Raw genomic sequence first — 13,403 nt, 5'->3', positions numbered from 1 at the left:
GCTTCCCGCTGTTGGCTGATGCGATGATGACATTGTGTCAGTCCGTCGGCAATGGCCTGCAGGTAAATGCCTCGCTCCTTGCGAATCGTTGCGCCGCTTCGGGCCAGAGCCTCTGTCCACGGTAGCAACTCAGCCGGGGTTCCGCTGTTCTTGAGCAACCGGTTGCGTTGTTTGAGCAGCCGTTCGTACTCCTGAAGGTCATTCAGGTAGGACGGGCGGGTCATGAACACCGCTCGATCGATCAGTCGACGACGGCCTTGCGGACCACCCTTGACCAGTCCTACTTCTTCCGGAGCAAAAATAATCGAACGCAGGCAGCTCAGATAATCGCTCGGCCGGCTTACCCCCTTGTTATCAAGCCGGACGGTTTTTCCATCGCGGCGAATATCGAGTTGCAGTTGTCGCTCCACCTGATTCTGCTGCCGACAGCGACCGCTTATTGTTGCCTGTTCATCCCCCTTTCGAATCAGATCATCGTTGCGAGCGCCACGAAAACTTTTCAGGCTGCCAAGCAGATGTATCGCTTCGAGCAGGTTGGTTTTTCCCTGGGCGTTGTCGCCATGCAGAATAGTGAATCGTGGATGAACATCCATCTCGATCCGGTCTATATTCCGGAAGCGGTTCACCGTCAGCTGATAAAGCAGCATGCTTTTGGCAACTCAATCGTTAAAAAAGCCTTTAAGTAAAGGCTTTTTTCTTTTGCTTGCTTATCAAAGCCGCATCGGCATGATCACCGCTAAAAATCCGTCATCTTCCTCAGGCGTGATCAATCCCGGTGAAAGATTATCGCGTACCGCCAGCTTGATCTTGGCATTACCGAGCGCCTGCAGAATATCGATCATATAGCGGGCATTGAAGCCAATGGTCATTTCCGGGCCGTTGTAGGTTACGTCAAGTTCTTCGCGCGCATCACCGACATCCGGATTTGAAGATGATATTTCCAGCATACCGCTTTTAAGCTGCAGTTTGACTCCTTTCGATTTTTCGCTGGACAGGATGGCCATGCGTCGCAATGCATGGAGCAGAATATCCCGATTCATCACGGCAATATCTTCGTTCTGTTTTGGAATCACGCGATTGTAATCCGGAAAATCACCATTGACCAGTCGCATGATGACTGTGGTGTTTTCCCGGATGACTACTGCGCTGTTGTCCATGAAACCGATTCGCACATCTCCGTCGCTGTCTTCGGCTATTTTTTTCAGTTCATGGATACCCTTGCGGGGAAGTATAACCCCCTGTGCAAGTTCTTCGATATTGGCTGCGGCTATATCCTTCTGTGCGAGTGCCAGACGGTGTCCGTCGGTAGCGACCAGGCGCAACAGATCCTTTCCATTCTCGTTGAGAGTGCGGAAATAGATTCCATTCAGATTGTATTTGGTTTCATCCGTTGATATCGAAAAGGCCGTTTTTTCGATCATCTCATTGAGGAGTGTGCCGCTGATCGGAATCATTTGCTCGGCGTTGACATCAGGAAAGTGTGGAAACTCATCTGATGCCAGACCGACAATATTGAATAGCGACTTGCCGCAGCTGATTTCTATCCAGCAGTTTTCTTTGGCCCGAAAGGTGATTTCCTGTTCGGGAAGTTCTTTGATGATTTCGTAGAGTTTTTTGGCAGAAACGGTAATTTTTCCGGAAGTGGCAATCTTGGCCGGGTAGGACGCACGCATGCCGACTTCCAGATCCGTTGCTGTCAGCCGGATAGCGTCGTTGATCGTTTCGATCAGAACATTCGACAGAATCGGGATGGTGTTACGTTTTTCAACGATACCTTGAACCCTGGCAAGGCCTTTGAGGAATATTTCCTTTTCGACTGAAAATTGCATTTCATCCTCCACTGGGTTGTTGCCAACCTATGATTATTAATATTTTAAATCGTATTTCAGTAGTAGTAATAGATGGCTGTTGATTTGTGGAAACTACCGTTTTCCCCGATAAATAAAGCGGGTTGCCCTGTGGATTCAACCTTGGCTAGTTTGTCGACTGTATACACTTTTTTGTGTATAACTCGGTCACCGGTTTTTATCCCCAGGATATCATCAGCCCTATCGACAATTTTTAAGCAACTGGCTGTTAATTTCCGTTGATCGTTTTTTTAAGGCCATTTACAACGGCTTCCAGTTGTGGATCTTCGCTCAGCAATTTTTCTATTTTGCGTATGGCATGGATGATTGTCGAGTGATCCTTGCCGCCGAATTGATCGCCGATATCCGGATAGGATAGCGCTGTCAATTGTCGAGTCAGATACATGGCTATCTGCCGCGCCTGCACCAGAGCTTTATAGCGTTTTGCCGATTTTAGATCGGACATCTTGAGACCGAAATGGCTGGCAACCACTTTCTGGACTTGTTCGACAGAAATCTGCCGGTCCTTTTCAACCAGGATATCCTTAAGAATATTCTTGGCCATATCCAGGCTGACTGGTGTTGATGTCAGGCTGGCAAATGCACCGATCCGGATCAGATAACCTTCCAGTTCACGGACGTTGCTTGAAACTGAATTGGCTAGAAAGAGTGCGACATCTTTCGGCAGGTCGATACCGTTCTGTTCGGCCTTCATATTGAGAATAGCCTGCTTGGTTTCGATGTCAGGGGTCTGGATGTCGGCAACCAGTCCCCATTCGAACCGCGAACGCAGACGTTCTTCCAGACCCGGTATTTCTTTTGGAAATTTATCCGAGGTCAGCACAATCTGTTTCTGCGATTCGTAAAGTGAATTGAAGGTATGGAAGAATTCTTCCTGGGTTCTTTCCTTGCCGGCAATAAACTGGATGTCGTCGATCAGCAGTACGTCCATTGAACGAAACTTGTTGCGGAATTCATCCATCTTGTTATAGCGCAACGAGTTGATCAGCTCGTTCATGAATTTTTCGGAAGTGTAATAACAGACGGATGTTTGTGGGTTACTGCGCAGTATTTCATTGCCAACGGCATTGATCAGGTGGGTTTTTCCCAGACCAACACCGCCATAGATGAACAGTGGATTGTAAGTCGTAGCCGGTTTGTTAGCAACCGCCATGGCTGCGGCAAATGCGAACTGGTTGGATGAGCCGGTAACGAATTCGTTGAAAGTATATTTGGAGTTGAGATTAATAGTCTGTGTACGGTGCTGTGGAACCGAAACGACAGTTTCGCTGGTTGGTGCCGAGGTATCTTCTTTTTTGTTTTTTTTGCTTTTATTGCTCTGCGGTGTTGCCAGAGCCAGCTGTACGCGGTAGTGTTCGCCGCCTATATTCCAGATGTTTTCCTGAATCTGATTAAAAAAATGCTCTTCAATCCAGTTCAGGACAAACTTGTTCGGTACCTGCAATTTAATCAGGTCGCTGTCGGCATTGACACACTCGATCGGTTTGATCCACATGGAGAAATGTTGCGGATTCAGACTCTCTTCGAGTTTAGCCAGAGTTTCCGGCCAGATGCGTTCAGGCGTCATGATCTTGGTTTCCGGTAAACACCCGGTTGTTGATCTGCAGGTGTTGTTACTGAAGATGTTATCCACAAGTTTTTTAACAGGTGTGGATAACAGATAAAATGAATTGTAAACACTGAATTTTAGCTTGTTTACAGCTGTCCTTGCTGCATATTTTAGGACATTTTACGCTAGCAGAGCCCCTTTTTTTTTGCAAGGACTTTTTGTTTAGGGTATGGGTATTCCTGCTAAGAAAAAAATATTCTCCGGATATCTAAATTCTTGACAGTTTTTTTAGAATATGCATAGTAATGCTCTTTACTGCCGATTCCTCCGTCAATGTGTCGGCGCTGTGAAAATTTATAAACTCATCGGTTTGTCATTTAAGATGCCACCGAATAAAACGAAGGAGTAGTGAGTCATGTCGAAGCGTACCTATCAGCCGAGTAAAGTTTGCCGGAAACGTACCCACGGATTTCGCAAGCGTATGCAGACTAAAAATGGTCGTCTGGTTCTCAAGCGTCGTCGGTCACGTGGCCGTCGCCAGCTTGTGGTAACCATCCCGACCAAGTAACAGTAAGGTATTCTGGTGTCTACCGGAAAATCCTTTCGATTACCGGCGGCACATCGAATCAGGAAGCGGCCGGAATTTCTGGCATTGAGAAATTCCGGCCGTTTGCTTCGTACATCTCATTTTCTTGTATTGACCAGCCGCCGCGTTCAGGGCCCTACTCGGTTGGGGATCACGGCTTCCCGGCGCATCGGTAACGCTGTGGTTCGTAATCGGGTAAAGCGCTTGTTGCGTGAGTTTTTCCGTCTTCATTATCATCTACTGCCGGCTCTTACAGACTTTTCCATCGTTGCCCGCAGCGGTGCCGGTAGTCTAACCGGCAGGGAACTCCAGCAGGAGCTGGCGTGTCTGCTTGCTATGCCGGAAGGAGAGACGATCGGATGCTCCAGCAGATAGTCGTGGCGTTGATCCGGTTTTATCAGCGGTTTATCTCACCCTTGACAGGACAGAACTGCCGTTTTTATCCGACCTGTTCTACTTACGCTCTGCAGGCCATTGATCGTTACGGCCTGGTCAAGGGCGTTTTGCTTTTTTTGCGTCGTCTGTCATGTTGTCATCCCTGGCATCCTGGTGGATATGACCCCTTACCGTAATCACCTACTGTCTTTTCCGGAGTGTTGAATCAATGGATAACAATAAAAACGTCATTATCGCCATTCTTTTGATGGTTAGTGTCTGGATGTTCTTCAACCCCGGCAAACAACCTGAAGCGCCTGTAGCAGATGAAACTGCCGTGACTTCGGCGGTTAGCTCTGAAACTGAGCAACCGGCAGCTCCTGCAAGTCTGGCTGTTGCTGAACCGGTCCTATCAGCCAAACCGGCTCCCGAAACGAAAGTACTGCTCGATACACCGCTGTACACGGTCGAGTTCAACAGCCTCGGAGCCAAAATTACTACGCTGCAGTTGCATCATTATACCGAGACCGCATCTGCCGATTCTCCTCAAGTCAAGGTTGTCGATGCCGCCACACCCCGTTTGGCAACCTTGTCTCTGCAGGGCAAAAATGGGATTACCCTGGCAGCCGATACCGCCTATGCGTTGCTGAGCCCTCCTGACAAAACCAGCCTGTCTGGTGCGGATCAGGTTGAATTGACCTTTCGTACATCCGTGAACGGTCTGATCGTTGATCGAATCTTCACGTTGCGCGGTGACAGTTATGTCATTGGCGTCCAGACCCTTCTTCGCAATACCGGAACTGCCGAGGTCAATGGTGAACTTGAACTTTCGCTGCAGCAGCAGTGGGACGATAAAGCCAAGAGCGACATGGTGGTCTTCAACGGCGCCTCTTCCTTGGTCGATGGTTCGCTGGAACAGGTCAAGGTAGATGACCTGAAGGAGAAATCCCCTTCGTATGGGTCGGGCACTGTCTGGACTTCATTTGAGACTAAATATTTCATGAGCGCGCTGATTCCTGAGGCGGGTGCTTCTGAAAAAGTGCGGGTTCTTCGTGAAGGCAATACTATTTTCAATGTGATGACGACGCCGTTTTTTAAACTGGCTCCGGGTGCTTCGAGCAGTTTTTCTTACCAGAGTTATTTTGGTCCGCGTGATGAGAAAGTCCTTGAGTCGGTCGGCTATCAACTCAGCGAAGCGATCAGCTTCGGCTGGTTTACGCCGATTGCAGTACCGTTGCTCAAGACCCTGAAGTTTTTCTACGGTTACATTGGAAACTACGGAGTCGCTATCATCCTGTTGACCCTGATCATCAAGCTGATCTTCTGGCCCCTGACCCATAAAAGTTATGCGTCGATGAAGTCGATGCAGAAGCTGCAGCCGGAGATGACCAAGATCAAGGAACGGTTCAAGAACGACCGTCAGCGCCAGGGCCAGGAGATGATGGAGCTTTACAAGAAGCACCGGGTCAACCCGATGGGCGGCTGCCTGCCGATGGTGATCCAGATTCCGGTGTTTTTTGCTCTGTACCGGGTTCTTTACCAGGCGATCGAGTTGCGTCACGCGCCGTTCGTGTTCTGGCTTACTGATCTTTCGGCTCCGGATCCTTATTACATCACGCCGCTGATTATGGGGGCGACGATGTTTATCCAGCAGAAGCTGACCCCGTCGACCGCCGACCCGACCCAGCAGAAGGTCATGCTGATCATGCCGGTGGTGTTTACCGCGATGTTCCTGAACTTCCCTGCTGGTCTGGTTATCTACTGGTTGGTCAACAACTTGCTGACCATCGTCCAGCAGCTTTATATTCACCGTACCATGTCCTGATTGAGATCGAGTGCCGCACTGTCGTGTCGGCACCCGTCGCTGAGCGACAATGCAGCTGACAGATCAAACCATCGTAGCGCCAGCCACTGCCGCCGGAGAGGGTGGAGTCGGAATCATCCGCCTCTCCGGTCCGGAGTCGCTGGCGTTTTTACGTCGTTTTTTTACCCCGAGTTCGCAGGTCGATACCTTTCGTTCGCATCAGCTTTACCATGGGCATATGCATGCCGCAGACGGTGAAGTGGTTGACGAGGTGCTGGCAGTGCATATGCACGCTCCCCGATCCTACACCGGTGAGGATGTGGTTGAGGTGCATGGGCACGGCGGTATCCTGATCCAGCGTCGTCTGCTCGATCTGTTCCTCGATGCCGGTGTACGTCTGGCGAGCCCAGGCGAATTCACCCTGCGTGCTTTTCTCAACGGCCGAATCGATCTTGCCCAGGCCGAAGGGGTTATCGATGTGATCCGTTCGCGCAGTGATGCAGCATCGCGCCTGGCCATGCGCCAACTCGACGGGGTACTGTCGCGGCGTATTCACGAATTTCGCGACCGGCTACTTGAATCCCTGGCGTTTATCGAGGCCCATATCGATTTTCCCGATGAGGAGATCGAGCCACCTCATCTCTCCCGGGTTGTGGAGTCGCTGACCGTTGTTCGCCAGGATATCGCCGGCATGCTTGCCCGTTTTGACCAGGGACGGGTTTTGCGTGAAGGGTTGCACGTGTTGATCCTCGGTCGACCAAATGTCGGCAAAAGCTCCCTGCTCAATGCTCTGCTCGGGGAGGCGCGGGCGATCGTTACTGAGATTCCCGGTACCACGCGCGACACGATCGAGGAGAGCCTGGTTCTGGGTGGAGTGCCTCTGCGGTTGATTGATACTGCGGGTGTGCGTGATGCCGCGGATCCGGTCGAGGCTGAGGGCGTGCGCCGCAGTCGCGAATACTGCGCGACCGCTGATCTGGTTTTGCTGGTTATTGATGGGAGTTGCGAACCGCATCACGAAGATTTGCTGGCATTGGAAGCCTGTGCTGATCGTCCTTTGTTGCTGGTGGTGAATAAATCGGATCGTCCCCAGCAAACACTGCCACTACCGTTTTCCAATTTGCCGGCGATAGCCGTTTCGGCGAAAACCGGTGTAGGGCTCGATTTTTTGAGTCAGGAGATTTCCCGAAAATTTATCGGTAGCGGTGAAGCCCAGGAGTCGATCCAAGTTTCCGATCGACGCCATCGTGAAGCCATGCTGCGTTGCCAGTCGGCGCTCGATAATTTTCTGGCAGCCACTTCTTCTAACCCGTCCCCGGAATTCCTTGCGCTAGATCTGCGTGAAGCACTACAGGCGCTGGGGGAGATCACCGGGGAAACTACGCCGGATGCTATTCTTGACCAGATCTTTTCCCGTTTTTGTGTAGGTAAGTGATCTATTGTTCCACGTGAAACACTGAAGAGGTTTTGGGGTTGTTCCACGTGGAACAATTGTTTGGGGTTTTTATGGCCGATTATGGCAAGCAATATGATGTGATTGTGGTTGGTGCCGGGCATGCCGGTTGTGAAGCGGCGCTGGCGGCGGCGCGCTGTGGCTGCTCGACCCTGTTGTTGACGATGGGACTCGACACGGTGGCGCAGATGTCGTGTAACCCGGCGATCGGTGGTCTGGCCAAGGGTCACCTGGTACGGGAGATCGATGCCCTGGGTGGAGTGATGGCCGCGGCGATCGATGCCACTGGTATCCAGTTTCGGGTGTTGAATACCAAGAAGGGCCCGGCGGTGCGGGCTTCGCGGGCGCAGGCTGACCGAATGCGCTATGCCGCCTGGATGAAAGCGTATATCTGCTCCCAGCCCGGACTCGACCTGAAACAGGGGGCGGTGAGTCGGCTGGTTGTGGAAGGGGAGCGAGTCGCCGGGGTGGAGACCAGGGAGGGTGTGGTGTTTTCCGGTCGTTCGGTGGTGTTGACCACCGGCACCTTTATGCGCGGCCTCATCCATGTCGGGTTGCAGAACTACCCCGGCGGGCGTGCCGGTGAACCGCCCTCGGAGGGGTTGTCGGATCATCTGCGCGCGCTCGGTTTTCGGGTCGGCCGGTTGAAGACCGGAACCCCGGCGCGGCTCGATCGGCGGACGATTGACTTTAGTCAACTCGAACCACAATATGGTGATGCGCAGCCGAAGCCGTTTTCGGTTGATACTGTTGCCATCACCGGCCCGCAGGTTCCCTGTCACATCACCTACACCAACGAGCGGACTCATGACCTGATCCGTTCCGGGCTCGACCGCTCACCATTGTACAGCGGGGTCATTGAAGGGATCGGCCCGCGCTACTGTCCGTCGATCGAGGATAAGGTGGTGCGGTTTCCGGAAAAAGATAAGCACCAGGTGTTTCTTGAACCGGAAGGGCTTGACAGCGCCGAGATTTACCCGAATGGCGTCTCCACCTCCTTGCCTGCCGATGTGCAGTTGGCTTTTTTGCACAGTCTGCCGGGTCTGGAGCAGGTGGAGATCATGCGACCGGGGTATGCGATCGAGTATGACTATGTCGATCCGTGCCAACTACTGCCGACTCTGGAAACCAAGGCGGTGCAGGGACTGTTTCATGCCGGGCAGATTAACGGCACCTCCGGCTACGAAGAGGCTGCGGCGCAGGGGTTGATCGCCGGTGCCAACGCTGCGCTGCAGGTCAAGGGGGAATCCGCGCTGGTGGTCGGTCGCGACCAGGGCTATGTCGGGGTGCTGATTGATGACCTGGTAACGCTCGGCACCAGCGAACCGTATCGAATGTTCACCTCGCGCGCCGAATACCGTCTGCTGCTGCGCGAGGACAACGCCGATCTGCGCCTGACAGAAACCGGTTTCCGCTGCGGACTGATAAATGAACAGCGCTGGCAGCGGCATCTGCAAAAACTGGAGTTGCTGGCAACCGGCAACGAGCGGTTGCGGGGGACACGGGTCGGGCCGAAGGATGTCGATATTCTTCAGCGTCTGGACCTGGGTGAACTGAAAAACGGGGCCAGCCTCGAGGAACTGCTACGTCGCCCCGATATCACGATCGAACAGCTGGCGATCATTGACGCGCCACTGGGTGAACTTCCGGAAGATGTGCGCGAGCAACTGGAGATCGCGGTCAAATACGAAGGCTATATCACCCGGCAACTGGAACAGGTTGAGCGCTTCCGTCGTCTGGAGGGGGTGGTAATCCCGGCCGGATTCACTTACACCGGAGTCTCGGGCCTTTCCGCCGAGGTTCAGGAGAAGCTGAGCGCGGCGCAGCCGCAGACGCTGGGTCAGGCGGCACGTATTCCCGGGGTGACACCGGCGGCCGTTGCCATACTCTCGGTGTTGCTGAGGCGTGGCGATGGAGCTTGAGGCGGAACTGCAGCGGCAGCTGCGCAGCCTGGGGATTGATATCGACTCGACGACTGCGCGGCAACTGCTCTGGCTGCAGAAAGAGTTGCTGCATTGGAATCGCACTCACAACCTGACGGCGATTACCGATCCGAACGAGGCCCTGGAGAAGCACCTGGTCGACTCCCTGACTCTGCTCAAGTGTCTGCCGGAATCGGGACGGATGCTTGATCTTGGCTCAGGGGGGGGATTTCCTTGTCTGCCGGTGAAGATCGTGCGCCCGCATCTCGATATCGTTTCCGTTGATGCCGTGGCGAAGAAGATCGCCTTTCAGCGCCATGTCGCCCGGCGCTTGGGTTTTGAGGGGTTTAGCGCCTGGCACGGACGAGGGGAGCGATTGGCGGAGGAGCAGGGCTGGGGTGGTGCGTTTGACCTGGTCGTGGCCCGAGCTTTTACCTCACTGACCGGATTTATCGAGATGGCGTTACCCTATCTGAAAGCCGACGGACGGATGATCGCGATGAAGGGTCCGGAAGGCGAGAGGGAACTGCAGGAGGCGCAAGCCTGGCTGGGTGAACGGCGAATTGTCTGTCACCGCCAGATTGCGATCGCGTTACCGGTTTCCGGTGCCGGGCGTTTGCTGTTGGAGTTGCAGTCTGAATACTAGATGTAGCGGCGGAAAACAAAGAAACTACAAGATGTTGGTAGTTGAAAATGAATCCGGCATAATCCCCTTTTTGCCATTCAAACCATTCCGATTTTGTGCTAGTCTCTCGGCTCGCTGAACAGACCTGGAAAAGGGGAGTGGCATGGCCGAAATCATTGCGATTGCCAACCAGAAAGGTGGGGTGGGAAAAACCACCACCACGGTGAATCTGGCGGCCTCTTTGGCCGTGGCTGAAAAGAAAACACTGCTGGTCGACATGGACCCGCAGGCCAACGCCTGTAGTGGACTTGGTATTGACAAGAGCAAGGCGGAGTTGACGGTTTACAACGCCCTGCTTGGTGATGCCGCGGCCAGCGACATCATCATTCCTTCGCGGTTGCCACATCTCGATGTCATGCCGGCCAACACCGATCTGATCGGTGCCGAGATCGAGTTGGTATCGGTTTTTGCCCGCGAGATCAAGTTGAAGGGGGTGCTTGAATCGATCGCCGATCGTTACGAGTATATCCTCATTGACTGTCCGCCGTCACTCGGCCTGCTGACCGTCAACGCGCTGACCGCAGCCAGTGCGGTGCTGATCCCGCTGCAGTGCGAGTTTTACGCGATGGAGGGGATGAGTCAGTTGATGAACACCATCCGCCTGATTCAGCGCGACCTCAATCCGTCGCTGCAACTGTTCGGTATTCTGCTGACCATGTTCGACAGTCGCAACAACTTGTCGCACCAGGTCTCCGAGGAAATCCGCGCCCATTTTGAAGGCAAGGTGTTTGAGGCCGTGGTGCCGCGCAACGTGCGCCTGTCGGAGGCACCCAGCCACGGTCTGCCGGTGTTGATGTACGATATCACCTCGCGCGGTGCCGAGGCCTACCTCGAGCTGGCGCGGGAAATTATCAAGGCAAGGATGTAATCGATGGCGAAACGACCCGCTCTCGGCAAGGGGATCGGAGCCCTGCTCAATTCGGCAACCCAGGAGGGTAACCGAAAGTATTTCCTTTGTCCTATCGAGGAGTTGCGACCGCATAGCGATCAGCCGCGCAAGAGCTTCAATGACTCCAGCCTGCAGGAACTTGCCGACTCGATTCGCGAGAAGGGGGTGATCCAGCCGCTGGTGGTGCGCAAGCTGGAGGATCACTATCAGATTATAGCCGGCGAGCGACGCTGGCGGGCGGCACAGAAGGCCGGACTGCACGAAGTGCCGGTGGTCATCCAGGATGTTTCCGAGGACTGGGCGCTGGAGATGGCGCTGATTGAGAACATTCAGCGCGAGGATCTCAACCCGATCGAGGAATCACTCGCCTATCGCAACCTGATGCAGCGTTTCGATCTGACTCAGGAAGAGGTGGCCAAGCGGGTCGGCAAGGAGCGTTCGACGGTGGCCAACGCCCTGCGCCTGCTGCGTCTGCCCGAGTCGGTGCAGAACGACGTCATTGCCGGACGGTTGAGCATGGGCCATGCCCGGGCGCTGCTGGCGCTGGAAGGCGAAGAGCGGATTATGCAGGTTCGCTCGCGAGTTGTTGCCGGCGGTCTGTCGGTACGCGAGACTGAAGCCCTGGTCAAAAACGGGGGCGATGGTGGTACGACCAAGGCGGGTAGCGCGGCCAAAACGGTCGATCCGGAGATCACCCACCTGGCTGCCGAACTGCAGCGGGTACTCGGCACCCAGGTCAAGATCACCCCGAAGGGGAAAGGGGGGAGGGTGGAGATCACCTATTTTGCTCCCGGGGATCTCGATCGGTTGCTGGAGAAGCTTGGCGTTCAGTAAACACCCACCAATCAAGGGGGCGACGCCGGAGTGTCGCCACGAACATAGAGTCATTCATTGCAAAGGACAGAACCAGACATGCGCAAGGAAACCCCGTTGGAAAAAGGCGAAATCAAGGCTTTCCTCGGACCCGGCAGCAAATTCGAAGGGAAGCTGTTTTTCGACGAGATCGTCAGGCTCGATGGCAACTTTAAGGGTGAAATTACCTCGAAGGACACGCTGATTGTCGGAGAAACCGCCGATATTGAAGGCGAGGTCGCGGTCGGCTCCTTCATTCTCAGCGGTCGCTTCAAGGGGAATGTCAAGGCGGCGACCCGCGTTGAACTGCGGCGCCCGGCTCAGATTGAAGGGACGATCGAAGCCCCGATCCTGTCGATCGAAGAGGGTGTGGTCCTCAACGGCAGCGTCAGCATGACCGGTGCGTCAGCGAAAAAAACCACCCCGTAATCGGCGGCAAATGTCGGTGTTTTGCCGTAAATCAGATTAAAAAGAGTGTAATTGGTCTTGACACAAGTCGGGCGCTGTGATAGCAATGCCCTGCTTTGCCGTGGGGGTCACTCTGCGGCTCGTTGAATTTGTATACAGTATACCAGAATGTTGTGCCGAGCCAGCATTGGCCGGACTAGTCGAGGTGTAATCCGTGATCGAAATCAATTGGACAGTATTACTGCAGGCTGCCAACTTCATCATCTTGATGGCGATCCTCAATGTGCTGCTCTATCGGCCGTTGCGCAAAGTGCTCAGCGATCGTCGTGCGACGATCGACGGGGCGCATGAACGCGCACGCGGTCTCGAGGGGCAGATCGAGGAGAAAATGGCGCGCTACGAAGAGAAACTGCAGGCCGCCAAGCTCAAGGGCAGCCAGGAGAAAGCGTCCCTGCGTCAGGCGGCGGCTACCGAAGAGGCCGGCATTATCGGCAACGCTCGCGACGAGGCGACCCAGAAACTGCAGGCAGTCAAAGGGGAGGTCGCCGATGCTGCGGCTTCTGCCAGCCAGAAACTGAAAAGCGATGCACAGGGACTGGCAGCAGCGATTGCCACCAAGATTATGGGGAGGGCGATTTAAAGATGAAGGCAATCAAACGACTGCTGATTCCGGCTGTAACCGTAGCCCTGCTGTTGCTGGCGACGACGACGGTGCTGGCTTCGGGTGGCGAGGGCCATGCCGACGGCGGCAAGCTGCTGGTCGACTTCCTCTGGCGCCTGCTCAACTTTGCCGTGCTCGCCGGCCTGCTCGCTTATTTTGTGACCAAGCCGATTAAAAACGGACTTGGCGGCCGTCGCGAGTCGATTGCCAAGGCGCTCGAAGAGGCGGAATCTGCCCGGGCTGCTGCCGAGGCGAAATTCGCTGAATACGACGCCAAGCTCGATCGGGCTGAAGCCGAGATCGATGCCATTGCCGCCGAACTCAAGCGTGAAGGCGAGCAGGAGCGTGACC

The 13,403-nt window shown here is 54.3% G+C and carries 14 protein-coding genes and 1 pseudogene; 12 read left to right on the top strand and 3 right to left on the bottom strand.

Features of this window, described 5'->3' with window-relative positions:
- The 3 genes from Q7J88_RS11560 to dnaA all read right to left on the bottom strand — a co-directional run.
- Nucleotides 1-647, bottom strand: a 647-nt coding sequence (locus Q7J88_RS11560) for a DNA replication/repair protein RecF (protein ID WP_303722381.1), incomplete at its 3' end; no start/stop codon positions are given.
- Nucleotides 648-710: 63 nt separating this feature from the next.
- Nucleotides 711-1,829, bottom strand: coding sequence for a DNA polymerase III subunit beta (gene dnaN / locus Q7J88_RS11555; protein WP_303722380.1), 1,119 nt, complete (start codon nt 1,827-1,829; stop codon nt 711-713).
- A gap of 247 nt (nt 1,830-2,076) precedes the next feature.
- Nucleotides 2,077-3,435, bottom strand: coding sequence for a chromosomal replication initiator protein DnaA (gene dnaA / locus Q7J88_RS11550; protein WP_303722379.1), 1,359 nt, complete (start codon nt 3,433-3,435; stop codon nt 2,077-2,079).
- A 397-nt stretch (nt 3,436-3,832) separates the two neighbouring features.
- Here dnaA and rpmH point away from each other — a divergent pair, with 397 nt between their 5' ends.
- The 12 genes and pseudogenes from rpmH to Q7J88_RS11490 all read left to right on the top strand — a co-directional run.
- Nucleotides 3,833-3,985 (top strand): 50S ribosomal protein L34, encoded by a 153-nt coding sequence (gene rpmH / locus Q7J88_RS11545; protein ID WP_303722378.1) that lies wholly within the window; start codon nt 3,833-3,835, stop codon nt 3,983-3,985.
- Nucleotides 3,986-4,000: 15 nt separating this feature from the next.
- Nucleotides 4,001-4,378 carry a ribonuclease P protein component gene (rnpA, locus tag Q7J88_RS11540; RefSeq protein WP_303722377.1) on the top strand — a complete coding sequence of 126 codons (378 nt, stop codon included), beginning with the start codon at nt 4,001-4,003 and terminating at the stop codon, nt 4,376-4,378.
- The gene (gene yidD / locus Q7J88_RS11535) at nt 4,363-4,575 is read left to right on the top strand and encodes a membrane protein insertion efficiency factor YidD (RefSeq protein ID WP_303722376.1); all 213 of its coding nucleotides are present in this window, start codon (nt 4,363-4,365) and stop codon (nt 4,573-4,575) included. Before rnpA ends, yidD begins: the two co-directional genes overlap by 16 nt.
- A 32-nt stretch (nt 4,576-4,607) precedes the next feature.
- Nucleotides 4,608-6,203, top strand: a complete 1,596-nt coding sequence (yidC, locus tag Q7J88_RS11530; RefSeq protein WP_303722375.1) for a membrane protein insertase YidC — start codon at nt 4,608-4,610, stop codon at nt 6,201-6,203.
- A 49-nt stretch (nt 6,204-6,252) separates the two neighbouring features.
- Nucleotides 6,253-7,617 (top strand): tRNA uridine-5-carboxymethylaminomethyl(34) synthesis GTPase MnmE, encoded by a 1,365-nt coding sequence (gene mnmE, locus Q7J88_RS11525; protein ID WP_303722374.1) that lies wholly within the window; start codon nt 6,253-6,255, stop codon nt 7,615-7,617.
- Nucleotides 7,618-7,688: 71 nt separating this feature from the next.
- Nucleotides 7,689-9,557: a tRNA uridine-5-carboxymethylaminomethyl(34) synthesis enzyme MnmG gene (gene mnmG, locus Q7J88_RS11520; RefSeq protein ID WP_303722382.1), complete on the top strand. Its 1,869-nt coding sequence runs from the start codon at nt 7,689-7,691 to the stop codon at nt 9,555-9,557.
- Nucleotides 9,547-10,203 carry a 16S rRNA (guanine(527)-N(7))-methyltransferase RsmG gene (gene rsmG, locus Q7J88_RS11515; protein ID WP_303722373.1) on the top strand — a complete coding sequence of 219 codons (657 nt, stop codon included), beginning with the start codon at nt 9,547-9,549 and terminating at the stop codon, nt 10,201-10,203. The genes mnmG and rsmG overlap by 11 nt, the downstream gene beginning before the upstream one ends.
- A 142-nt stretch (nt 10,204-10,345) precedes the next feature.
- Nucleotides 10,346-11,110, top strand: coding sequence for a ParA family protein (locus Q7J88_RS11510; RefSeq protein WP_303722372.1), 765 nt, complete (start codon nt 10,346-10,348; stop codon nt 11,108-11,110).
- Between the two features lie 3 nt (nt 11,111-11,113).
- Nucleotides 11,114-11,965, top strand: coding sequence for a ParB/RepB/Spo0J family partition protein (locus tag Q7J88_RS11505; protein WP_303722371.1), 852 nt, complete (start codon nt 11,114-11,116; stop codon nt 11,963-11,965).
- A 78-nt stretch (nt 11,966-12,043) separates the two neighbouring features.
- Nucleotides 12,044-12,412 carry a polymer-forming cytoskeletal protein gene (locus Q7J88_RS11500; protein ID WP_303722370.1) on the top strand — a complete coding sequence of 123 codons (369 nt, stop codon included), beginning with the start codon at nt 12,044-12,046 and terminating at the stop codon, nt 12,410-12,412.
- 193 nt (nt 12,413-12,605) lie between these two features.
- Nucleotides 12,606-13,031, top strand: coding sequence for an ATP synthase F0 subunit B (locus Q7J88_RS11495; RefSeq protein ID WP_303722369.1), 426 nt, complete (start codon nt 12,606-12,608; stop codon nt 13,029-13,031).
- A 2-nt stretch (nt 13,032-13,033) separates the two neighbouring features.
- A pseudogene (locus Q7J88_RS11490) lies at nt 13,034-13,403 on the top strand (ATPase); the annotation flags it as partial.

This window comes from Malonomonas rubra (assembly GCF_003247215.1).
Classification (GTDB): Bacteria; Desulfobacterota; Desulfuromonadia; order Desulfuromonadales; family Geopsychrobacteraceae; genus Malonomonas; species Malonomonas rubra_A.
Note: the sequence above shows the minus strand (reverse complement) of the source record. Positions and strands in the feature narration are given on the sequence as shown.